The 22,738-nt window shown below is 65.4% G+C and carries 22 protein-coding genes; 18 read left to right on the forward strand and 4 right to left on the reverse strand.

Annotated elements, in window-relative coordinates:
- The coding region (locus A9974_RS27925) for an Rne/Rng family ribonuclease (protein WP_255468353.1) at positions 1-2,626 on the reverse strand (2,626 nt) is incomplete at its 3' end.
- Positions 2,627-3,134: 508 nt separating this feature from the next.
- Here A9974_RS27925 and A9974_RS27930 point away from each other — a divergent pair.
- The 4 genes from A9974_RS27930 (at position 3,135) to msrQ (ending at position 6,585) form a co-directional block, all read left to right on the forward strand.
- Positions 3,135-4,100: an RluA family pseudouridine synthase gene (locus A9974_RS27930; RefSeq protein WP_183007424.1), complete on the forward strand. Its 966-nt coding sequence runs from the start codon at positions 3,135-3,137 to the stop codon at positions 4,098-4,100.
- A gap of 1 nt (position 4,101) precedes the next feature.
- On the forward strand, positions 4,102-4,767 hold the full coding sequence (locus A9974_RS27935; RefSeq protein WP_183007425.1) for an HAD family hydrolase: 666 nt from the start codon (positions 4,102-4,104) through the stop codon (positions 4,765-4,767).
- Between the two features lie 200 nt (positions 4,768-4,967).
- Positions 4,968-5,930, forward strand: a complete 963-nt coding sequence (msrP, locus tag A9974_RS27940; RefSeq protein WP_183007426.1) for a protein-methionine-sulfoxide reductase catalytic subunit MsrP — start codon at positions 4,968-4,970, stop codon at positions 5,928-5,930.
- 4 nt (positions 5,931-5,934) lie between these two features.
- Positions 5,935-6,585: a protein-methionine-sulfoxide reductase heme-binding subunit MsrQ gene (msrQ, locus tag A9974_RS27945; RefSeq protein ID WP_183007427.1), complete on the forward strand. Its 651-nt coding sequence runs from the start codon at positions 5,935-5,937 to the stop codon at positions 6,583-6,585.
- Positions 6,586-6,634: 49 nt separating this feature from the next.
- Here msrQ and A9974_RS27950 read toward each other — a convergent pair whose 3' ends face one another.
- Genes A9974_RS27950 through A9974_RS27960 form a run of 3 tightly spaced genes read right to left on the reverse strand, consistent with a single transcriptional unit; the run spans position 6,635 to position 8,731 of the window.
- Positions 6,635-7,420: an N-acetylmuramoyl-L-alanine amidase gene (locus tag A9974_RS27950; protein WP_183007428.1), complete on the reverse strand. Its 786-nt coding sequence runs from the start codon at positions 7,418-7,420 to the stop codon at positions 6,635-6,637.
- 1 nt (position 7,421) lies between these two features.
- Positions 7,422-8,132: an SAM-dependent methyltransferase gene (locus A9974_RS27955; protein WP_183007429.1), complete on the reverse strand. Its 711-nt coding sequence runs from the start codon at positions 8,130-8,132 to the stop codon at positions 7,422-7,424.
- A complete protein-coding gene (locus A9974_RS27960; protein WP_183007430.1) occupies positions 8,129-8,731 on the reverse strand; it encodes a Maf-like protein in 603 nt (200 codons plus the stop codon). The genes A9974_RS27955 and A9974_RS27960 overlap by 4 nt, the downstream gene beginning before the upstream one ends.
- A gap of 258 nt (positions 8,732-8,989) precedes the next feature.
- Here A9974_RS27960 and A9974_RS27965 point away from each other — a divergent pair, with 258 nt between their 5' ends.
- The 14 genes from A9974_RS27965 (at position 8,990) to lepB (ending at position 22,738) form a co-directional block, all read left to right on the forward strand.
- Positions 8,990-9,592 carry a DUF177 domain-containing protein gene (locus A9974_RS27965; protein ID WP_183007486.1) on the forward strand — a complete coding sequence of 201 codons (603 nt, stop codon included), beginning with the start codon at positions 8,990-8,992 and terminating at the stop codon, positions 9,590-9,592.
- Positions 9,593-9,644: 52 nt separating this feature from the next.
- Positions 9,645-9,827: a 50S ribosomal protein L32 gene (gene rpmF, locus A9974_RS27970; RefSeq protein ID WP_025137127.1), complete on the forward strand. Its 183-nt coding sequence runs from the start codon at positions 9,645-9,647 to the stop codon at positions 9,825-9,827.
- A gap of 58 nt (positions 9,828-9,885) precedes the next feature.
- Positions 9,886-10,953, forward strand: coding sequence for a phosphate acyltransferase PlsX (plsX, locus tag A9974_RS27975; protein WP_183007431.1), 1,068 nt, complete (start codon positions 9,886-9,888; stop codon positions 10,951-10,953).
- Entirely contained in the window at positions 10,953-11,939 is a 987-nt protein-coding gene (locus A9974_RS27980) for a beta-ketoacyl-ACP synthase III (protein WP_183007432.1), read from the forward strand. The genes plsX and A9974_RS27980 overlap by 1 nt, the downstream gene beginning before the upstream one ends.
- Before the next feature lie 90 nt (positions 11,940-12,029).
- Positions 12,030-12,965 carry an ACP S-malonyltransferase gene (gene fabD / locus A9974_RS27985; protein WP_183007433.1) on the forward strand — a complete coding sequence of 312 codons (936 nt, stop codon included), beginning with the start codon at positions 12,030-12,032 and terminating at the stop codon, positions 12,963-12,965.
- Positions 12,966-12,969: 4 nt separating this feature from the next.
- A complete protein-coding gene (fabG, locus tag A9974_RS27990) occupies positions 12,970-13,722 on the forward strand; it encodes a 3-oxoacyl-ACP reductase FabG (protein WP_183007434.1) in 753 nt (250 codons plus the stop codon).
- Positions 13,723-13,934: 212 nt separating this feature from the next.
- Positions 13,935-14,174: an acyl carrier protein gene (gene acpP, locus A9974_RS27995; protein WP_005012191.1), complete on the forward strand. Its 240-nt coding sequence runs from the start codon at positions 13,935-13,937 to the stop codon at positions 14,172-14,174.
- Between the two features lie 189 nt (positions 14,175-14,363).
- Positions 14,364-15,593 (forward strand): beta-ketoacyl-ACP synthase II, encoded by a 1,230-nt coding sequence (fabF, locus tag A9974_RS28000; RefSeq protein ID WP_183007435.1) that lies wholly within the window; start codon positions 14,364-14,366, stop codon positions 15,591-15,593.
- A 492-nt stretch (positions 15,594-16,085) separates the two neighbouring features.
- The gene (rpoE, locus tag A9974_RS28005; RefSeq protein WP_006223829.1) at positions 16,086-16,685 is read left to right on the forward strand and encodes an RNA polymerase sigma factor RpoE; all 600 of its coding nucleotides are present in this window, start codon (positions 16,086-16,088) and stop codon (positions 16,683-16,685) included.
- A gap of 12 nt (positions 16,686-16,697) precedes the next feature.
- The gene (locus A9974_RS28010) at positions 16,698-17,204 is read left to right on the forward strand and encodes a sigma-E factor negative regulatory protein (RefSeq protein ID WP_183007436.1); all 507 of its coding nucleotides are present in this window, start codon (positions 16,698-16,700) and stop codon (positions 17,202-17,204) included.
- Complete coding sequence (locus A9974_RS28015; protein ID WP_183007437.1) at positions 17,204-18,280, forward strand: MucB/RseB C-terminal domain-containing protein; 1,077 nt, start codon at positions 17,204-17,206, stop codon at positions 18,278-18,280. Before A9974_RS28010 ends, A9974_RS28015 begins: the two co-directional genes overlap by 1 nt.
- Before the next feature lie 37 nt (positions 18,281-18,317).
- Positions 18,318-19,823 carry a DegQ family serine endoprotease gene (locus tag A9974_RS28020; protein WP_183007438.1) on the forward strand — a complete coding sequence of 502 codons (1,506 nt, stop codon included), beginning with the start codon at positions 18,318-18,320 and terminating at the stop codon, positions 19,821-19,823.
- A gap of 211 nt (positions 19,824-20,034) precedes the next feature.
- A complete protein-coding gene (gene lepA / locus A9974_RS28025) occupies positions 20,035-21,828 on the forward strand; it encodes a translation elongation factor 4 (protein ID WP_183007439.1) in 1,794 nt (597 codons plus the stop codon).
- A gap of 22 nt (positions 21,829-21,850) precedes the next feature.
- On the forward strand, positions 21,851-22,738 hold the full coding sequence (lepB, locus tag A9974_RS28030; protein WP_183007440.1) for a signal peptidase I: 888 nt from the start codon (positions 21,851-21,853) through the stop codon (positions 22,736-22,738).

Below are 22,738 nucleotides of genomic sequence, written 5' to 3' on the forward strand. Positions count from 1 at the left end.
CGGGCTCGGCGGCCGGCGCCGCCGGGGCTGCCACCGGAGCGGGGGCTTGTTCGGCCTGGGCCGGAGCCGAGGCTTCAACCGGGCGGGCTTCAACTTGCGTGGCCTGGGCTTGCGCCGGGGCGTGCGGGGTGTCGGCCTGGGGCGCTTGCGCCGGGGCGGCTGCGGGGGCCGTGGTCACGGCCTCGGCTTGTTCGCCGGCGTCGTCGTCCGAGCCATCGTCCAGTTGCTCGTCGTTGCCTGCCACGCCGGATTCTTCCTGGCTGCGGCGGCCACGGCGGCTGCGGCGGCGACGGCGCTTGCGTTCCGGATCGGCGCCGGCTTCGGCGCCTTCCGCGGAAGCGGGAACGCCATCGGCGGTCTGTTCGGCGGCGTCGGCCTGTTCGGCCGAGGCATCGGCGGGCAGCTTGGCTTCAGGCAGCGCGGTCGCGACCGTCTGGGCCAGGGCGGCAACCATGCTTTCCTGTTCGCTCATCGGCGCGTCGGACTGGCCCTCTTCGCGGCGGTTACGGCCACGGCCGCGGCGGCGGTTGCGGCCAGCGCCAGTGTCGTCGCCATTGGCGTCCACGGCGACGTCGGGACGGTTCGACGCTTGCGCGGTTTGCACGGCCTGATCGCGTTCACCGCGGTCGCTACGCTCGTTGCGGTTGTTGCGTTCGCCGCGTTCTTGGCGCTCGCCACGCTCGCCTTCGGGGCGGCGGTTGCCACGGATGTGGTGGCGGCCGCCTTCGCTGGCCTCGGCGCTTTCAGCGCGAGGTTCGCCACGGCGGTTGCGGTTGCGGTCGGAGCCGTGGCGTTCGCCGCGGCGTTCCTGGCCGTCGTGGCCGCTGCGGCCCTTGCCGCCGCGCGAGGACGACGAGGCGCGCTTGGCGCTGGTGTCTTCCTGGGCGGCGGGGGCTGCCTTGGCGGGTTCGGCGTTGCCGGTCAGCCAGCCGACCAGGCGCTTGAACAGGCCGCCCAGGCCGCCCGACTGCGCTTGGGCAGCGGCGGGGGCCGGCGCCGGAGCGGGCGTCGACACGGGAGCGGGCTGCGACGGGGTGATGCCCTTGACCAGCGCTTCCGGACGGGCCTTGATTTCGCTTTCGCGCGGCTGCCAGGGGGCGTCGGTGGCCGGCGCTTCAACCAGTTCGAAGCTGGTCTTCAGTTCTTCCAGGCGCGGGTCATCGTGGCGCAGGCGCTCGATGTGGTGGTGCGGGGTTTCCAGATGCTTGTTGGGGATCAGCATCAGGTTGACCTTCAGGCGGGCTTCCATCTTGGTGATGTCGGCGCGCTTTTCGTTCAGCAGGTAGGTCGCCACGTCGACCGGCACCTGGGCGTGGACCGCCGCGGTGTTTTCCTTCATGGCTTCTTCCTGCAGCAGGCGCAGGACGTGCAGTGCGCTGGACTCGGCGTCGCGGATCACGCCGGTGCCGTTGCAGCGCGGGCAGGTGATGTGCGAGCCTTCGTTCAGGGCCGGACGCAGGCGCTGGCGCGACAGTTCCATCAGGCCGAAGCGCGAGATCTTGCCCATCTGGACGCGGGCGCGGTCGAAATGGAGGGCATCACGCAGGCGCTGTTCGACGGCGCGCTGGTTCTTGCTGTCTTCCATGTCGATGAAGTCGATGACGATCAGGCCGCCCAGGTCGCGCAAGCGCAGCTGGCGGGCCACTTCGTCGGCGGCTTCCGAGTTCGTCCGCAGGGCGGTTTCCTCGATGTCGGCGCCGCGGGTGGAGCGGGCCGAGTTGACGTCAACGGAAACCAGCGCTTCGGTGTGGTCGATGACGATGGCGCCGCCGGAAGGCAGCGTGACCGTGCGCGAGTAGGCCGTTTCGATCTGGTGTTCGATCTGGAAGCGCGAGAACAGCGGGATGTCGTCGCGGTAGCGCTTCACGCGCTGGACGTTGTCCGGCATCACCACGCTCATGAACGCGGTGGCCTGGTCGGCGATTTCGTCCGTGTCGATCAGGATCTCGCCGATTTCGGGCGAGAAATAATCGCGGATGGCCCGGATGACCAGGCTCGATTCCAGATAGATCAGGATGGGCGCGGAATTGTCGCGCGCGGCGCCGTCGATGGCCGTCCAGAGTTGCAACAGGTAGGACAAGTCCCACTGGAGCTCTTCGACGTTGCGGCCGATGCCGGCGGTGCGGGCGATGATGCTCATGCCCTGGGGCAGCTCGAGCTGCTCCATGGTGTCGCGCAATTCCTGGCGGTCTTCGCCCTCGACGCGGCGCGAAACGCCGCCGCCACGGGGGTTGTTGGGCATCAGGACCAGATAGCGGCCGGCCAGCGAGATGAACGTGGTCAGGGCTGCGCCCTTGTTGCCGCGTTCTTCTTTTTCGACCTGGACGATCAGTTCCTGGCCTTCGCGCAGGGCGTCCTGGATGCGGGCGGTGCGGACGTCGACGCCTTCCTTGAAGAAGCTGCGGGCCACTTCCTTGAAGGGAAGAAAGCCGTGGCGGTCTTCGCCGTAGTTGACGAAGCACGCTTCAAGGCCGGGTTCGATCCGGGTGATGACACCTTTGTAGATGTTGCCTTTGCGTTGTTCGCGGCCGGCAGTCTCGATGTCTAGGTCGATGAGTTTTTGCCCATCGACGATAGCGACGCGTAGTTCTTCCTGGTGCGTCGCATTGAACAGCATGCGCTTCATGAGAGGGTTTCTCCGTTGTCATGACGCGCCGATATCGGCGCGTGACCTCGGGCCACTCGGGCTGCGGCTGAAGCGAGCAAGAAGATGCGGACCGTACCTGGGCGGCGCCCAGGCGTATCCGCCGCGGGTCAGGCGGGCACGTCGTGCCGTGGGGCACGGGGTTCTTTCAGCAGGAGGGTCAGCTTCACTGAATGTGGTTTGACGGAAATGTGCTGTGAACGGCAGTTGCGGTCGGATTGGTTGCCTACACGCAGCTGGTGCTTTAAATATGCGACGATTCTTGCAGTGCTTCAAGCCGCTTGCGGCATGCAACGGACCTGCTGGGACAGCGGGCAAAGTGAATGCCACACCACTATCCGGCAGGGCGCGGTTGCGCCGGCGACCAAATGACCCAGGGGTTGAATGAGCAGGCAGTACAATGGCGGCCCACGCGCTCGACGGAGTTGCGTACTTGAGTTGCATCTCTACGCCAGCGGCTGATTCAGCCCCTTAAGGCTGTCCCGATTATATGTCGCTTTCCGCAATGCGCAAAGAAACTTCCTCCCCTATGGCAACCCCTTCCGTCCGCATGGTGGAGGTCGGTGCCGAGCATGCCGGCCAGCGCCTGGATAATTACCTGATGCGCCTGTGCAAGGGTGTCCCCAAAACCCACATCTACAAGGCCATCCGTGGCGGCGAGGTCCGGGTTAACAAGGGACGCATCTCCGCCGACTACCGCATCGTCGAAGGCGACATGGTCCGCATCCCGCCGTTGCGGCTGCCGGATCCGGGCACGCCCAAGCCGGTCCCCGGTGCCGAATTCCCCGTGGTGTTCGAGGACGACGCGATGCTGGTGGTCGACAAGCCCGCCGGCGTGGCCGTCCATGGCGGCAGCGGTGTGTCGTTCGGCGTCATCGAGCAGTTGCGCGCCGCCCGCCCCGATGCCAAGTTCCTGGAGCTGGTGCACCGGCTGGATCGCGAAACCTCGGGCCTGCTGATGGTCGCCAAGAAGCGCAGCGCGCTGCTGGCCCTGCACGCCATGCTGCGCGAGGGGCGCAGCGACAAGCACTACCTGGCCCTGGTCGAGGGCGATTGGGTCAATGACCGCCAGCACATCAAGCTGGGGCTGTCCAAATGGACCACCCAGTCGGGCGAGCGCCGGGTCAAGGTCGATCCTGACGGTCAGACGGCCCACACCATCATCACCCTGAAACAGCGTTTCGGCGGCTACAGCCTGGTGGATGCCGAATTGCGCACCGGCCGCACCCACCAGATCCGGGTGCACCTGGCCGCCAGTGGCTTTCCCATCGTGGGCGACGATAAGTATGGTCACGACGAGGTGCGCGCCGAATTCTCGCGCCTGGGCTTTGGCCGGATGTTCCTGCATGCCCACCAATTGACCCTGGCCCACCCCCTGACGGGAGAGCCGATGACGCTGACAGCGGAATTGCCGCCTGCCTGCCGGAAAATACTGAAACAACTGGAGTCGGTCTGATATGTCGTATTCGCTGGTCGTTTTTGACTGGGATGGAACCCTGATGGATTCCACGCACAGCATCGTGGCCGCCATCCAGGGCGCCTGCCGCGATCTGGAGCTGCCCGTACCGTCGGCGTCGGAAGCCAGCTGGGTGATTGGTCTGTCCCTGGAAAGCGCCTTGCGCCGCGCCGTGCCGGAACTGACCCAGGCGATGCTGCCGCGCTTCCTGGAGCGCTACCGCACCCACTATCTGCTGCGCGATCCCGAGCTGCGCCTGTTCGACGGCATTCCCGAGCTGCTGACGGAATTGGCCGGCCAGAACGTCCGCCTGGCCGTGGCCACGGGCAAGAGCCGGGTCGGGCTGACCCGCGCGCTGGCCGCCACCGGCCTGGGTCCCATGTTCGACGCGACCCGTACCGCCGACGAAACCTTCAGCAAGCCGCACCCGGCCATGCTGCACGAACTGATGGTCGAGCTGGACGTCGACCCCGCCCGCGTGGTGATGGTGGGCGACACTTCGCACGACCTGCAGATGGCCGCCAACGCGGGCGTGCATGGTCTGGGTGTGACCTACGGCGCGCATACCCTGAAGGAACTTGAGGGTTGTTCGCCCCAGGCGGTGCTGGAAAGCGTGCCCTTGGTGCGCGAATGGCTGCTCAGCCGGACGCTGGCGGCCGCCGCCTGACGCGGCATTTCCCCTGAATCAAGGCGGCAATGACCGGCGGGCGGCGGGCAAGTGGCCGCCTGTTTCGGGAACGCCCGCGTCCGGTCCGGGTCTATCCCTGATGCCCGCTGGCGCTGCCGGCGGAATATCATGGGGCCGCGCAACGTCCATGGTTTGCGCGCGGGCCGGCAGCGATCCGCGCTGGCCCCCAGGAGACCCCGATGCTGATACGCAAGCCCGATGACATCCTTCCGTCCGATATCACCCCCGAGACGATGTGGCGCTCGCGCCGCGAGCTGATCCTGCGCGCGGGCGTGGCGGCGGCGGGGCTGGGGCTACCCGGCTGGGCAGCTCGCAGCGCGTTTGCACAGGATGCCGACGCGCTGGTCGGACGACCCAATGCCGCGTTCAGCGTCATGGACAAGCAGACGTCCCTGGCGGATGTCACGTCATACAACAACTACTACGAGTTCGGCGTGGACAAGGGCGAGCCCGCGGCCAACGCCGGTAAGCTGCAGACGCGGCCCTGGACGGTCAGCGTCGAGGGCGAGGTCGGCAAGCCGCGCACCTTCGGCATCGAAGATCTGCTCAAGCTGGCGCCCATGGAAGAGCGCGTCTACCGGCTGCGCTGCGTCGAAGGCTGGTCCATGGTGATCCCCTGGGTCGGCTACTCGCTGTCGGCTTTGCTCAAGCAGGTCGAGCCTACGGGCAACGCCAAGTACGTGGAATTCGTGACCGCCGTGCAGCGCGAGAACATGCCGGGTGTGCGCGCGGCCATCCTGGACTGGCCCTATGTCGAGGGGTTGCGCATCGACGAGGCCATGAATCCGTTGGCAATGCTGGTCTTCGGCGTCTACGGCAAGGTGCTGCCCAACCAGAATGGCGCGCCCGTGCGTCTGGCGGTGCCCTGGAAATACGGCTTCAAATCGGGCAAGTCGCTGGTCAAGATCCGGCTGGTGGAAAAGCAGCCGGTGTCCTCCTGGATCAAGGCGGCGCCGCAGGAATACGGCTTTTACGCCAACGTGAATCCCACGGTGCCGCATCCGCGCTGGAGCCAGGCGACCGAGCGGCGCATCGGCGAAGACGGCCTGTTCTCGCCTAAGCGCAAGACCTTGATGTTCAACGGTTATGCCGACCAGGTCGCCTCGCTCTATCAGGGCATGGACCTGAAGGCCAACTACTGACGCCATGACCGAAGCGAGCAGGGTGGCCGGCGCGGCCGCCACGCGCAAGCCGCAGTGGTCGGCGCGGGCCGTGGGGCGTTTCAAGCCTCTGCTGTTCCTGCTGGGGCTGACGCCTTTCGCCCGCTGGATCTGGCTGGGTTTCAACAATGGCCTGACCGCCAACCCGGTGGAATTCCTGACCCGATCGTCCGGCACCTGGACGCTGGTCTGCCTGCTCGTCACGCTGTCGATCACACCCTTGCGGCGATTGACCGGTCAGCCGGCGCTGGTGCGCCTGCGCCGCATGTGCGGGCTGTTCGCGTTTTTCTACGGGGCCATGCACTTCATGGCCTGGGTCTGGTGGGACCGCGGCTTGGACCCCGCGGCCATGCTGCAGGATATCGGTGAGCGACCATTCATTACGGTGGGTTTTGCCGCTTTCGTGCTGATGACGGCGCTGGCGGCCACTTCGACCCAGTGGGCCATGCGCAAGCTGGGCAAGCGTTGGCAGCCGCTGCACCGCGCCATCTATCTGATCGGCCTGCTGGCGTTGCTGCATTACTGGTGGCACAAGGCCGGCAAGAACGACCTGACCCAGCCCGCCCTGTATGCCGCCGTGCTGGCGTTGCTGCTGGGGTGGAGGCTGGCGGCGTGGTGGCGCCGGCGCCGGGGCTAGGCCCGACGCCGTTGCCATCCGTGCATGTTGGCGGGGTGCCGGCCGCGGGTCACAGCATCGCCAGCATGATCGCCGCCGTTTCGGCGTCCGGCTGGCCGTCGTGCCGGGCGGGACGGTAGTGCATCTGGAAGGCGGCCAGCACATTGATCGTGGCGCGATCCAGCGTGCCGTTTTGCGGGCAGGCGTAGCCCAGCCGCTGCAATTGCTGCTGGAACCAGGCGGCATCGGGCGTGCCCTGGATCTGCAGGCGCGCCAGGTGCGAAGCGGCGCCCGCTTCGTCGTACCAGCGGCCGATGCCGGCCGCGGCCAGTTGCTTCCAGGGGAACAGGGGGCCAGGATCCACCTTGCGCTGGGGCGCAATGTCGCTGTGGCCCACCACGTTCTCGGGGGCAATGCCGTTGCGCTGGATGACGTCGCGCAGCAGCAGGGTCAGGGCGCGGATCTGCTTGTCGCCATAGGCGTGCCATTGCGGCTTGCCATCATCGCCGTCGGTCCAGCCCAGGTTGACGATTTCGATGCCGACCGACGTGCTGTTCATGGCGTTCAGGCCAAACCACGAGCTTTCGCCGGCATGCCAGGCAGCGCGGGTTTCGTCGACCAGCCGGTAGGTCCGACCTGATGTATTGATCAGGTAGTGGGCGCTGACCTTGCCCTGCGACAGCAGCCGCATCGACAGGGCGTCGTCGGCCGAGGTGTAGTGCAGCACCACGAAACGCACCCGGCTGCTTTGGCTGACGGCGGTGACGGAAGTGTCCAGGTCCAGGCCGGCGGGGCCTCGGTGCGCGCAACCCGCCAGGGCCGCGGCGGCCAATAGAACGGCGGCGAAACGGATCATGTCAGCGCGCCAGGTACAGGAACAGCGTGGGCATCTTGTCCAACTGCGGCGCGGGCTGCTTTTTCCAGTCGGCGATGCTGCGGGTGGCGATCCATTCGTCGGTGGTGGTCAGGGCGCGCGCCACGCACAGCTTGGTGTCGCCTTTCAGGCTGGCCAGCAGCGTCGCGAACATGGCGGCATTGCGGTAGGGCGTTTCGATCAGCAACTGGGTCTGGTTGTGCTTGGCCGAGTGCAGTTCCCAGGCCTTGAGCTGCTTGGCGCGCTCGGCGGCATCCACCGGCGCATAGCCGTGGAAAGCGAAGCGCTGGCCGTCCAGTCCGCTGGCCATCAGGCCCAGCAGGATGGACGAGGGGCCAACCCAGGGCTTGACCGTCACGCCCAGCCGGTGGGCGGCGTCCACGACCTTGGCGCCCGGGTCCGCGACGGCCGGGCAACCGGCTTCGGAAACCAGGCCGATATCGGCGCCTTGGCGCACGGGTTCCAGCCAGGCCTTGATCTGCGCTGCGTCGGTCTTGTCCGTGAGCGTGTGGATGGTGATTTCCTGCAGGGGGCGGCTGGTCCCGATCTGCTTGAGGAAGGCGCGCGCCGTCTTGGCGTTTTCGGCGATATAGGTGTCCAGCTGGCTGGCCAGCGCCCGGGCGTCGGCGGGCAGCCAGCTTTCGGGCGCGGCTTCGCCCAGGCCGACGGGGATCAGGTGCAGCGAGCCGCTCATGCGGGCGCTCCCGGGGCGTGCAGTGGATCCAGCCCGAACTGGCCCAGCATCCGCGTCAAGGCGATCAGCGGCAGGCCGATGATGGCGGTGGGGTCGTCGCTCTGGATGCTTTCCATCAGGGCGATGCCCAGGCTTTCCGCCTTGGCGCTGCCTGCGGTATCGTAGGGTTCTTCGGCGCGCAGGTAGGCGTCGATGGCGTGGTCGGACAACTGCCGGAAGCGGCACCGCGTAACAATGTCGGCTTTTTCCACCCGCTGGCCGTCAGTGACCGCCAGCGCGCTGTGAAATTCCACGATTTGTCCCGAAAGCGCCCGCAATTGGGCCTGGGCGCGCGGAAAGTCCCCCGGCTTGCCTATCGGCTGGCCGTCAATCGTGGCGACCTGATCCGATCCGATAACGATGCTGCCCGGGTGCGAAGCCGCCACCGCCATGGCCTTGGCCACCGACAGGCGCAGGGCCAGCGCCTCGGGCGTTTCGCCCGGGTGTGGCGTTTCGTCTACATCGGGCGAAATGGCGGCAAAGGGCAGCCGCAGGCGGGTAAGCAACTCTTTGCGGTAGCGCGAGCTGGAAGCGAGGATCAGGCTAGGTCGTTGGGGCATGCGGTATTTGACGCTGATACGTAAGTCACAGTATTATCTAACGTTTTGCGGCATTTTTGCAGTGCAATAGCAGCGCAGTGAGGTACAGCGGTCTAGAAGCGCGGTACTGGAAGTGCGGTGCTGGGGTGCGGTACTGCGGTACTAGAAGCGCGGTGCTAGAGGCACAGTGCCAGAGGCACGGTACTAGGCGGGCGAGCTGAAAGCAGCGAGCCTGAAAGCAAAAGCGGCCGCGAATGCACAGGACTCTGTGCGAAAGGACTGATTATCAAGCCCATCGACGCATTCGCATTCGCCCACCAGGGCAGGGAAGCGCAAGGCACCATACCTCTTGTGCGGTTGACGCGCGCGGTTGACGGGTTACCCGAGCAGCCGCTGGGCGACGCCGGGCTCGTGACGTGGTCCGCGCGCGGCGAGATGGGCAAGACGGGGCTGGTGCTAGGCCAGCCGCTCTTGCGCATCCGTGTGCAGGCGAATCCGGTCGTGGTGTGCCAGCGGTGCAATACGCCGTTCGCCTACCCGGTCGACAGCGAAGTTCTGCTGCAGCTGGTCAAGTCTGAAGACGATCTCGACGACGGCATTGCCGGTGGCGACCACGCCGCCGGTCTTGACGACGAGGACGACGAAGACGGAGAAGTGGAAGGTAAAGGTTTTGTGTCCAACCAACCTGAAAAGGTGGTGGGGTCGCATCATTTCGATCTGCTGGCCCAGATCGAAGATGAGCTCATTCTGAGCGTTCCGTATGTGCCCAAGCATGATGTATGCCCGGGCGCGCAGGCCAACGACAACGAAGCTTCCCAAGAGCCCGTTGTCAAGCGTCCGTCGCCGTTTGCGGTGCTGGAACAACTGAAGCACAAAGATTGAGATCAACATCGGGCCGCATCGCGTACAATGCGCCCCGTTTCTAGGAGTCATCATGGCTGTTCAACAAAACAAGAAGTCCCCGTCCAAGCGCGGTATGCACCGCTCGCACGATTTTCTGGTGAATCCGTCGACGGCTATCGAACCCAACACGGGCGAGACCCATCTGCGTCACCACATCAGCCCCAACGGCTTCTATCGTGGCCGCAAGGTCCTGAAGACCAAGGCCGACGAATAAGGCCCCGGGCCGAACTCGTACTCGGACCAATTCGGCTGAGCGCTGATACCTGGCACCCGTGATACGCATCGCCATAGACTGTATGGGCGGAGACTTCGGTCTGCCCGTCACGATTCCGGCTGCGATCGAGTTCGCCCGGCAATTTCCGGATACCCGGCTATTGCTGGTCGGGCTTCCCGACGCTATCGAAGCGGCGCTCTCCGAGCACCGCGGCGTGGCGCGTGATCGTCTTGAAATCGTGGCGGCTTCCGAAGTCGTCACCATGGACGACCCGGTCGAGGTCGCCCTGCGCCGCAAAAAAGACTCCTCCATGCGCCTGGCCGCCCAGTCCGTCAAGGACGGGCGCGCCGACGCCTGCGTTTCCGCGGGCAATACCGGCGCCTGGATGGCCATTTCACGCTACGTGCTCAAGACGCTGGACGGCATAGACCGGCCCGCGATCGCCACGTCCATTCCGAACCAGACGGGCCGCGCCACCACGGTGCTGGACCTGGGTGCGAATGTGGACTGCACGGCCGAGCACCTTCTGCAATTCGCCATCATGGGCGCCGCGCTGTCGCAGGCGGTGGACCATCGCGAGAACCCCACTGTGGGCTTGCTCAACATCGGCGAAGAGGTCATCAAGGGCAACGAGGTCGTCAAGGAAGCCGCCGAGCTTCTGCGCGCCAGTCCCCTGAACTTCTACGGCAACGTGGAAGGCAACGACATTTTCAAGGGCACGGTCGACGTCGTCGTCTGCGACGGTTTCGTCGGCAACGTCGTGCTCAAGTCCGTCGAAGGCCTGGCCAAGATGTTGTCCAGCGTCATTCGCGAAGAGTTCAAACGCAACCTGATCACCCTGCTGGCCGGCGTGCTGGCCAAGCCGGTGCTCAACCGCCTGCGCAACCGCGTCGACAACCGCCGCTACAACGGCGCGGCGCTGCTGGGCTTGCGGGGCGTGGTCATCAAGAGCCACGGCTCGGCCGATGCCTACGCTTTCGGCTTTGCGCTGCAACGGGCGCGCGAAGCCGTAGTGAGTAAACTGCTTGAGCGCACCGCTCAGACGGTCGCACAGATCAACCAGCGCGTTCAGTCGGGCTCGGGCGCTTCGGCGCTCGAATCGGGCGCGGCTGGGGACACCGCTTGATGGATACCGCAATGAAATATTCCGTGATCGCGGGCACCGGCAGTTTCCTGCCGGAACGCGTGGTTTCGAATGATGCCCTGGCAGCCGAGCTGGCAACCCGCGACATCGCCACTTCCGACGAGTGGATCGTTGAGCGCACCGGCATCCGCCAGCGCCATCTGGCCGAACGCGGCGTCACCACCAGCCAGCTGGCCACCGAGGCCTCGCGCCGCGCGCTGGCCGATGCGGGCGTCGATGCTTCTGACGTCGACCTCATCGTGCTGGCCACGTCCACGCCCGATTTCGTCTTTCCCAGCACTGCCTGCCTGGTGCAGGCCAATCTGGGCGCCAAGGGCTCGGCCGCCTTTGACGTACAGGCAGTGTGCAGCGGTTTCGTCTACGCGCTGACCACCGCCGACAGTTTCATCCGTGCCGGCCGCGCGCGCTGCGCCCTGGTGATCGGCGCCGAAGTGTTTTCGCGCATCCTCGACTGGAACGACCGCAGCACCTGCGTGCTGTTTGGCGACGGCGCTGGCGCAGTGGTGCTCAAGGCTTCCGACAAGCCCGGCATCATGGCCGCGCAACTGCACGCCGACGGCAGCCAGATGAAGATCCTCAGCGCCGCCGGCAACGTGGCCTATGGCGACGTCACGGGCGACCCTTTCCTGCGCATGGACGGACAGGCGGTGTTCAAGCAGGCCGTCACGGTGCTGGACCGCTCGGCGCGCGATACCTGCGCCGAAGCCGGCATCGAGGTCAGCGACGTCGATTGGCTGATTCCGCACCAAGCCAACGTCCGCATCCTGAATTTCCTGGCGCGCAAGCTTGCCGTGCCGGTCGAAAAGGTTGTCATTACCGTCGACAGCCACGCCAATACCTCCGCGGCCAGCGTGCCGCTGGCCCTGGACGCCGCGCGCCGCGATGGCCGTGTCAAGCCGGGTCAGCTCATCCTGATGCAGGGCGTAGGCGGCGGATTCACCTGGGGTTCCGTACTGGCCCGCATGTAAGGGCAAGTCCGGCCTGGGCGCGTTACCGCGTCCATCCGGATGGTGCGCCCGACATTCCCACAGACTCTGAATCAATCCACACGGTCAAACATGAAAATCGCTTTTGTCTTTCCTGGCCAGGGTTCCCAGTCGGTCGGCATGCTGGACGCCTGGTCCGATGTCGCCGCCGCGACCGACGCCGTGGCGCGCGCCTCGCAGGCGCTGGGCCAGGACCTGGGCGCGCTGATCGCGCAAGGCCCCGCTGAACAACTGAACCTGACCACCAATACCCAACCGGCCATGCTGACGGCCAGCGTCGCGTTCTTCGCAGCCTGGCGCGCGGCCGGCGGCCGCATGCCCGATGTCGTGGCCGGTCACAGCCTGGGCGAATACGCCGCGCTCACCGCCGCCGGTTCGCTGGCGCTCGAAGACGCGGTGCGCCTGGTGCGCGTGCGCGCCGACGCCATGCAGGCTGCCGTGCCCGTGGGCACCGGCGCCATGGCTGCCATCCTGGGTCTGGACGACGACGCCGTGCGCGCCGCCTGCGCTTCGGCGGCCCAAGGCGAAGTGGTCGAAGCCGTCAATTTCAATGCCCCGGCGCAAGTCGTGATCGCGGGCCACAAGGCCGCCGTCGAACGCGCCTGCGAACTGGCCAAGGCCGCGGGCGCCAAGCGCGCGCTGCTGCTGCCGGTGTCCGCGCCGTTCCACTCCAGCCTGCTCAAGCCTGCCGCCGACGTGCTGGCCGGCGCCCTGGCGACGGTGAACGTGTCCGCGCCCCAGGTGCCGGTGATCAACAACGTCGACGTCGCCTCGCCCGTCGAGCCCGGGGCAATCCGGGATGCGCTGGTGCGTCAGGCATGGCATCCTGTGCGCTGGGTGGAAACGCTGCGCGCCATGAAGGCGCAGGGCGTGACCCACGTCATCGAATGCGGTCCCGGCAAGGTACTGGCCGGCCTGACCAAGCGCATCGATCCCGAACTTACCGGCTTGGCCATCACGGATCCGGCTTCGCTTGAAGCCGCGCTGGCCGCGGTTAACGGAAATTAAGAGCATGGAAAACACCTCGATCGAATTGCAGGGCAAGATGGCCCTGGTCACCGGCGCCACGCGTGGCATTGGCCGTGCCATTGCCCACGAACTGGCCGCGCGCGGTGCCGTCGTCGTAGGCACCGCCACGTCCGAGTCCGGCGCTGCCTCCATCACCGAAGCCCTGGCGCCGTTCGGTGGCCGTGGCGTGGTGCTGGACGTGACCAACGCCGAAGCCTGCGACGCGCTGATCGAAACGCTGGGCAAAGAGGGGGGCGGCCCCCACATCCTCGTCAATAATGCAGGCATCACCCGCGATACGCTGGCAATGCGCATGAAAGACGACGACTGGTCCGCCGTCATCGACACCAATCTGGCATCCGTCTTCCGCCTGTCGCGGGCCGTGCTGCGCAACATGATGAAGGCCCGTTGGGGACGCATCATCAACGTCACCTCGGTGGTGGGTTCCAGCGGCAATCCCGGCCAGGCGAACTACGCCGCCGCGAAGGCCGGCGTGGCCGGCATGTCGCGTGCGCTGGCCCGCGAACTGGGCAGCCGCAACATCACCGTCAATTGCGTCGCGCCGGGCTTCATCGATACCGACATGACGCGCGCCTTGGGCGAAAACCAGACCGCCGCGCTGCTGCAGCAGATTCCGCTGGGCCGTCTGGGCTCGCCCGCGGACATCGCCCATGCGGTGGCCTTTTTGTCCGGGCCGCAGGCGGGTTACATTACCGGCACCACCCTGCACGTCAACGGCGGGATGTACATGCAATAAGTCACGAAGCGCGCGGGCGGCCCAGGCCGCCACGCCGTTGCCGGGCAACCGGCGAGGCAACGCGCGATTCACCGGAAACGCCGCACGCCGGTATTCCTGCGCCCCAAGGGCGACAGATCGAAGTGCGCGGTGTTATTTTTGTCACGGCCTGGCGTTTGCAGTACTCTGCGCTTGGCTATAATTCGCGGGATTTTTCCCATTTGGAGATCTGCATGGAAAGCATCGAACAGCGCGTCAAGAAGATCGTCGCTGAACAACTTGGCGTGAACGAAGCCGAGATCAAGAACGAATCCTCCTTCCTTGACGACCTCGGTGCCGATTCGCTCGACATGGTCGAACTGGTCATGGCGCTCGAAGACGAATTCGAGACCGAGATCCCCGACGAAGAGGCCGAAAAGATCACGACCGTGCAACAAGCGATTGATTACATCAATTCGAACGGTAAGCAGTAAGCTCAGCCTATATCCTTCTGGTTGCCCGAAATTCGATTTCGGAGTCAACCGGGAACCGGGGCGGTTTCAGGAATTTGCCGTGTGGTTCACGCGCGGGACGGGGGTTAAAGCCCGACCCGCTTTTGCGTGTTCCGCACGTGCAGTGCATCCCGAAAACCGCCTTTCTTTTGTCTGTTTGAGGAGTCATCCGTGAAGCGACGAGTCGTCATCACTGGCCTTGGTATCGTTTCGCCTGTTGGCAACGACCTGACCACCGCTTGGGACAATATCGTCAACGGACGTTCTGGCATCAGCCGCATCAGCCGTTTCGATCCCTCGGCCATCACCACGCACATCGCCGGCGAAGTCAAAGACTTCGACATCAGCGCCTATATCTCGTCCAAAGAAGCCCGCCAGATGGATACCTTCATCCATTACGGCCTGGCTGCCGGGATGCAGGCCTGGCGCGACAGCGGCCTGGAAGTCACCGACGCCAACGCCGAGCGCATCGGCGTGATCGTGGGCTCGGGCATCGGCGGCTTGCCGCGCATCGAGGAAACCCAGGTCGAGTACATGGCCAAGGGGCCGCGCCGGATCTCGCCGTTCTTCGTGCCGGGTTCGCTGATCAACCTGATCTCCGGCCACCTGTCTATCGCCTACGGCATGAAGGGTCCCAGCTACGCCGTCGTGTCGGCCTGCACCACGGGCCTGCATTGCATCGGCGACGCAGCCCGCCTGATCGAGTACGGCGACGCCGACGTCATGCTGGCTGGTGGCGCCGAGTCGACCGTGTCGCCGCTGGGCATCGGCGGTTTCGCCGCCATGCGCGCGCTGTCGACCCGCAACGATGATCCTCAGACGGCATCGCGTCCCTGGGACCGCGACCGCGACGGCTTCGTGCTGGGCGAAGGCGCCGGCGTGCTGGTGCTGGAAGAATACGAACACGCCAAGAAGCGCGGCGCGCGCATCTATGGTGAGTTCGCAGGCTACGGCATGAGCTCGGACGCGCATCACATCACGGCCCCCGACAAGGACGGCCCGCGCCGCGGCATCATCAACGCGCTGCGCAACGGCGGCCTGAACCTGGAAGACATCCAGTACGTCAACGCGCACGGCACCTCGACGCCCCTGGGCGACAAGAACGAGACCGACGCGCTGAAGCTGGCTTTCGGCGACCATGCCAAGAAGCTGGTGGTGAACTCGACCAAGTCCATGACCGGCCACCTGCTGGGCGCGGCCGGCGGCATCGAGGCCGTGTTCACGACCTTGGCGGTCTACAACCAGGTCTCGCCTCCGACCATCAACATCTTCAATCAAGATCCGGAATGCGATCTGGATTACTGCGCCAACGAGGCGCGGCAGATGAAGATCGACGTCGGCCTGTCCAACTCGTTCGGCTTCGGCGGCACCAACGGCTCCATGGCCGTTCGCCGGGTCTGATTTGGAAGGCCCGGGCCAGGGGCGCTGGACGTTTCGCGTGCCTGTCTTGCGGCCGCGCGGCGTCGCGGCGCTTCCGGCCTTGGCGCTGGCCGCCGCGGTGGCCAGCACGGTGACCGCGGCCACCTGGCATGGGGCGGCCTGGACGGCAGCCGCCATCCTGGCGTCCCTGCTGGCGGCGGCCGGGCTGTTACACTCGATCCGTAGCAGCCTGTCCCCGGTATCGGCATTGCGCACGGCGCCCGGGGCCGGCCGCTGGCAGGTGCGCCTGCCAGGCGGCTGGCAGGACGCGGCGCTGGTGGACCAGCACCGCGGGCCGGCGTGGCTCACGCTCACCTTGCAGCCCTTGCCCTCCGGGAGTACGGCCTTTAACCACAACAATGTAACTTTCACCGTCTGGCAGCGGACGTCACGACCCCAGGCCTGGCGGCGTCTATGCCTGCTGGCTGGCGCGGCGCGGCGTGCGTCCACGGCGGTCCGCCTGCGGGAGGCCTCATGAGCGAGCGCGAAGTCGACGCCGAGCTTGTCGCCCGCGTCCAGCGGGGCGACAAGAAGGCCTTCGATCTGCTGGTGCTCAAGTATCAGCGCAAGATTCTTCGCCTGCTGGCCCGGATGATCCGGGACCCGTCCGAAATCGAGGACGTGGCCCAGGAAGCGTTCATCAAGGCCTATCGGGCCTTGCCCCAGTTCCGGGGCGAAAGCGCGTTCTATACCTGGTTGTATCGCATCGCCATCAATACGGCCCGCAATTGGCTTGCCTCGCAGGGCCGACGGCCGAGCGCGCCCAATGCGATAGAAACGGAAGACGGTGAAACTTTTAACGAAACCGACAACCTAACCGATATAAGCACGCCGGAATCCATGGTCGCCAGCCGCGAAATCGCCGAAACGGTGAACGCGGCCATCGAGGAATTGCCCGAGGAATTGCGTACCGCAATTGTCCTGCGTGAAATCGAAGGTATGAGTTACGAAGACATCGCCCAGAGCATGGACTGCCCCATTGGTACGGTGCGTTCCCGCATTTTTCGTGCGCGCGAAGCCATCGCAACCAAGTTGCGCCCATTGCTTGGCACCGATGCCGAGCGTCGCTGGTAAGGAGTGGCAGTCATGCAGACAACAGCAGCCAAGTCCGTCGTTTCTTCCGATATCTCCTGGGAGGAATCCGTTTCCGCCTGGATGGACGGTGAAGAATCCGACGATATTCTCCCTGGCCTGTCGACCCGAGAAGGGCGGCAGACCTGGGATACCTATCACCTCATCGGTGATGCCCTGCGCAATACCGATCTGGCGTTGACGCCCAGCGCGGGCTTTCACGCCCGCCTGTCGCGCGCCCTGGACGCCGAATTGCCGATCGTGGCGGCGCCCCGGCGCCGTTCGCCGTTGCGCATGGGCCTGTCTGGCCTGGCCGTGGCGGCCGCGGTGGCTACCGTCGCCTGGGTGGCCCAGCCGTACCTCGCGGGCGGCTCGCCCGGCACCGAGACGCGCGTGCTGGCCGACGCCAGCCTGAGCGGCACCGACACTTCGGGCCTGAGCGACTACCTGGAGGCCCATCGCCAGATGGCCGGCCCCAGCGCGGTGCGCCAGGTGTCGTTCGATGTCGGAGCGGGACGCTGATGGCCTTAGTGCTTCCGACCCGCTGGCCGGTGCTGGGACGGGCTGCCTCGTGGCAAGCCCACCGCGCTGGCTGGTTTGCCGCTACGCTCCTGACCGCTTTCCTGGCCGCGCACGAACCCGCGCGCGCCGCTGATTCCACGCCGGCCCAGCAGGGCGACGACGTGGTTCAGCTGCTCTCGCGCATCCAGCAGGCGGCGCGCAAGCAGGACTACGCGGGCGTGTTCATGTATCAGCAGGGCGAGATGATCCAGTCCTCGCGCCTGGTGCACATCCTGGACGGCACCGGCGAACGCGAGCGACTCGAGATCCTGGACGGCCAGCCGCGCGAATATCTGCGCCACAACGAAGACGTCCAGTGCCTGATCCCCGAGCGCAAGACGGTCCTGATCGAGCGCCGCCGCGGCGACCGCTTCCCCGGCCTGTTGCTGGGCAATCCGGCCAACCTGACCGAACACTACAAGATCCGTACTGAATCGGCCTTGCACCGGGTGGCCGGGCGCGAGTGCCGCCTGATCACTATCGAACCGCTGGACAAGTTGCGCTATGGCTATCGCCTGTGCGCGGACGTCGAAACCAATCTGCTGCTGAAGGCGCAGACGCTCAACGCCGCCCGCGGCGTGGTCGAGCAGGTGTCGTTCACCTCGCTGCGCCTGGGCGCCGAAGTCGATCCGCAATCGCTGACCTCGCGCTGGAACACGCGCGACTGGAAGGTGCTTGAACCCTCCATGAAGCCGGTCGACCTGGGCGCGCTGGGCTGGCGCATTCCGGCGCCCAAGGGCTTTTCCGTGGTTATGCAGGTGTCGCGCGCGATGGGGCGCGGCGCGACGGTGAACCAGATGGTGCTGTCCGATGGGCTGGCGGCGATCTCGGTGTTCATCGAACCCTACGACAGCCAGCGCGATCATCACCCGCCGCCTGGCGCGGCGCAGCGCGGTTCGATCACCGTCTACGGCACCCGCATCGCCGATTACTGGCTGACCGCCGTGGGCGAAGTGCCCGTGGCAACGCTGGAACAATTGGCGGAAGCGACAGAATACGTACCCGTGGCGAACGCTCCGGCGGCCGGCTCCAAGTGACCGGCCTCTGCGGCAAGAAGTAAATTCGGAGCAATCTATGAAAGCATTGATGGTGTCGAACCCTGGTCTGCGGCGCTTTCTGGCGGCCGCGACGGCGGGGCTCTTGATGTCGGCCGCCTTGGCACCGGTGTCGCAGGCGCAGACCGCCGCGGCCGCCGCGACCGATACGCCTACCCCGACGGTGGCGTTGCCTGACTTCACCAGCATCATCGAGAAGGCCGATCCGGCGGTGGTGAACATCCGTACCACCGCGACCGTGCCGATCCGCGGCGTGGGCCCGGGGGGCAACGACCCCGCCGAGCTGTTCCGCTGGTTCTTCGGCCCGGACTTCCAGCCGCCGGGCCAAGCCCCGGGCCAGCGCCAACGTCCGCAGCCGCAGCAGCCGCAACCCGAAGAGCGCACCGTGCCGCGCGGCGTGGGTTCGGGCTTCTTCATTTCCGATGACGGCTACATCATGACCAATAATCACGTGGTCAGCGATGCAACCGACATCTTCGTCACCCTCACCGACGGCCGCGAATTCAAGGCCAAGGTGATCGGCACCGACGAACGCACCGACGTGGCGCTGATCAAGATCGAAGCCAAGGACATGACACCCCTGGTCATCGGCGATCCCAAGAAACTCAAGAAGGGCCAATGGGTGCTGGCCATCGGTTCGCCGTTCGGCCTGGATTCCACGGTAACGTCCGGCATCGTCAGCGCCATCGGCCGCGACACCGGCGAATACCTGCCGTTCATCCAGACGGACGTAGCGGTCAACCCGGGCAACTCGGGCGGTCCGCTGATCAACCTGGCCGGCGAGGTGGTGGGCATCAATTCCCAGATCATTTCGCGCAGCGGCGGTTTCATGGGCATTTCGCTGGCCATCCCGATCGACGAAGCGATGCGGGTGGTGGATCAGCTGCGCGCAACCGGCAAGGTCACACGCGGCCGTGTGGGCGTGCAGATCGGCGAAGTCGGCAAGGACGTGGCCGAAGCCATCGGCCTGCCCAAGGCCGAAGGCGCCCTGGTCAGCAGCGTCGAAGTCGACGGTCCGGCGGAACAGGCCGGCGTGCAGCCGGGCGACGTGATCCTGTCGTTCAACAAGGAACCGATCAAGCGCTGGTCCGATCTGCCGCGCATCGTCGGCGAAACCAAGCCGGGCACCCGCGCCGACATGGACGTGTGGCGCAAGGGCAAGAAGATGACCCTGTCGGTCAAGGTCGGCGAGATTCCCGCCGAGAAGGCTGCCGCGGGCAAAAAGGCCGCGACGCCGGCGCCGGAAATCACCAATGCGCTGGGCCTGGGGGTGGTGGACGTGCCCGCCGACGTGCAGAAGAAGCTGCGCATCAAGGGCGGCGTGCAGGTCAAGGTCGCGGAAGGGGCTGCCGCCAAGGCCGGCCTGCAGGAAGGCGATATTGTGTTGGCCTTGAACGACACCGACGTCACCGGCGCCAAGCAATTCGCCGAGCTGGTGGGCAAGCTGGACAAGGGCCGCGCGGCGGGCTTGCTGGTGCGCCGCGGCGAGCAGACTCAGTGGGTAGCGGTACCCGCAAGCAAATAAGGCCCAAGACCGGCTAAAATGGCTGGTTGCCGCAAGAGGGGGCGCCTGGCGCCCCCTCGTTTTTGCCTGGAACGCCGTGGGAATCGCGGCCCGGCAGGGCGGCCGGGTCAGTGACCCGAGGCGTTTGCCTAAAACCCCGTCAGCCGTGCCTACCTGGGTGGCGGCGTCTTCCGGCAGTTTGCCGAGTGTTCCGTCCCTTTTAAATTCAAGCATGCAGCATATTCGCAACTTCTCCATCATTGCCCACATCGATCACGGCAAATCGACCCTGGCCGATCGCCTGATCCAACGCTGCGGCGGGTTGGCGGATCGCGAAATGTCGGCGCAGGTGCTCGACTCCATGGAGATCGAGCGCGAGCGCGGCATTACCATCAAGGCCCAGACCGCGGCCCTGCACTACAAGGCGCAGGACGGCAAGGTCTACAACCTGAACCTGATCGACACCCCGGGGCACGTCGACTTCTCGTATGAAGTCAGCCGCTCGCTGTCGGCCTGCGAAGGCGCGCTGCTGGTGGTGGACGCCTCGCAGGGCGTGGAAGCCCAGACTGTGGCCAACTGCTACACCGCCATCGAGCTGGGCGTGGAAGTGCTGCCCGTACTGAACAAGATGGACTTGCCCCAGGCCGACCCGGAAGGGGCGCGCCAAGAGGTCGAGGACGTGATCGGCATCGACGCCTCGCAGGCCGTGCTGGCCAGCGCCAAGACCGGCATGGGCATCGACGAGATTCTGGAATCCATCGTGGCGCGCGTGCCGCAGCCCAAGGGCGATCCGGACGCGCCGCTGCAAGCGCTGATCATCGACTCGTGGTTCGACAATTACGTGGGCGTGGTGATGCTGGTGCGCATCGTCAACGGCGTGCTCAAGCCCAAGGACAAGATCCTGCTGATGGCCTCCGGTGCCACTCACCTGTGCGAGCAGACCGGCGTGTTCACTCCGAAGTCGCAGCAGCGTCCGCATCTGTCGGCGGGCGAGGTGGGCTTCATCATCGCTGGCATCAAGCAGCTTGAAGATGCCAAGGTCGGCGACACGGTCACGCTGGCCAACAAGCCGGCCGCCGCGGCCCTGCCTGGCTTCAAGGAAGTCAAGCCACAGGTGTTCGCCGGCCTGTACCCGGTCGAAAGCTCCGAATACGACCAGCTGCGCGATTCGCTCGACAAGCTCAAGCTGAACGACGCCGCGCTGATGTTCGAACCTGAAGTGTCGCAGGCGCTGGGCTTCGGTTTTCGCTGCGGCTTCCTGGGCCTGCTGCACATGGAAATCGTGCAGGAGCGTCTGGAGCGAGAATTCGACATGGACATCATCACCACCGCGCCGTCGGTGGTGTACGAAGTCGAGCAGCGCGACGGCACCGTGATCACGGTCGAAAGCCCGTCCCGCATGCCGGAAGTGGGCAAGATCCAGGACATTCGCGAACCGATCGTGAAGGTCACGCTGTTCATGCCGCAGGACTACGTCGGTCCGGTCATGACGCTGTGCAATAACAAGCGCGGCTCGCAGATCAACATGAGCTACCACGGGCGCCAGGTGCACCTGGTGTACGAAATCCCGCTGGCTGAAATCGTGCTGGACTTCTTCGACAAGCTCAAATCGGTGTCGCGCGGCTATGCCTCGATGGACTACGAGTTCCTGGAATACCGCTCGGCCGACGTGGTGCGGGTGGACCTGCTGATCAACAACGACCGCGTCGACGCGCTGGCCGTGATCGTCCACCGCAGCAACGCCCGTCACCGCGCCCGCGACGTCGTTACGCGCATGCGCGGGCTGATTCCGCGCCAGATGTTCGACGTGGTGATCCAGGCCGCCATTGGCGCCGAAATCATCGCCCGCGAAAACGTCAAGGCGCTGCGCAAGAACGTGCTGGCCAAGTGCTACGGTGGCGACATCTCGCGCAAGAAGAAGCTGCTTGAAAAGCAGAAGGCCGGCAAGAAGCGCATGAAGCAGGTCGGCACGGTGGAAATTCCCCAGGAAGCATTCCTGGCCATCCTGCAAGTGGACGACAAATAGAACCCAAGAAGGCGGTTAGCTGATGAGTTGGAACTTTGCCCTGATCCTGTTTGTTTTGCTGGTCCTGACCGGCATTATCTGGGGGCTCGATCTGGCCGTATTGCGGCGCGGCCGCGAGCGCCGGGCCCAAGAGGCGATGGCGCAGTACGACACGGCCCTGGCCGGCGGCGACGCGCAAGAGGCCGAGCGCCTGCGGCGCGAAGCCGGCGACAAGGCGCGTCGCGTGCCGTGGTGGATCGAATACGCGGTCAGCTTCTTTCCCGTGATCCTGTTCGTGTTCGTGCTGCGTTCGTTCGTGGTCGAACCGTTCCGCATTCCGTCCGGTTCGATGCTGCCTACGCTGCAGTCGGGCGATCTGATCCTGGTGAACAAGTTCAGTTATGGCCTGCGCCTGCCCGTCGTCGACAAGAAGGTGGTCGATATCGGCAAGCCGCAGCGCGGTGACGTGTTCGTGTTCCGCTATCCGGTAGATCCCGATGTCGATTACATCAAGCGCGTGGTCGGCTTGCCCGGCGACGAAGTGGCCTACATCGACAAAAAGCTGTACGTGAACGGCGAATTGGTGACGCATGTACGCGACGGCGACTATTTCGAACCCGACCGTGTCTCGTATATCGCACAATATAAAGAGAAGTTGGGCGAAGTTAGCCACCAAATACTGCTTGATGAAAGCCGGCCGCAAGAATATCGGCCGCAGTACCAATTTCCGTCCCTTGGGAACTGCCAATATTCCCGCGATGGGGTACGCTGCAAAGTACCCGAGGGGCATTACTTCGCCATGGGCGATAATCGGGATAACAGCGCCGACAGCCGATACTGGGGTTTCGTACCTGAAGCCAATATCGTCGGGAAGGCGTTTTTCATCTGGATGAATTTCAGCGATCTCAGCCGGATCGGCCGGTTCAACTGA

Source organism: Achromobacter sp. UMC71 (assembly GCF_014170305.1).
Classification (GTDB): domain Bacteria; phylum Pseudomonadota; class Gammaproteobacteria; order Burkholderiales; family Burkholderiaceae_B; genus Achromobacter.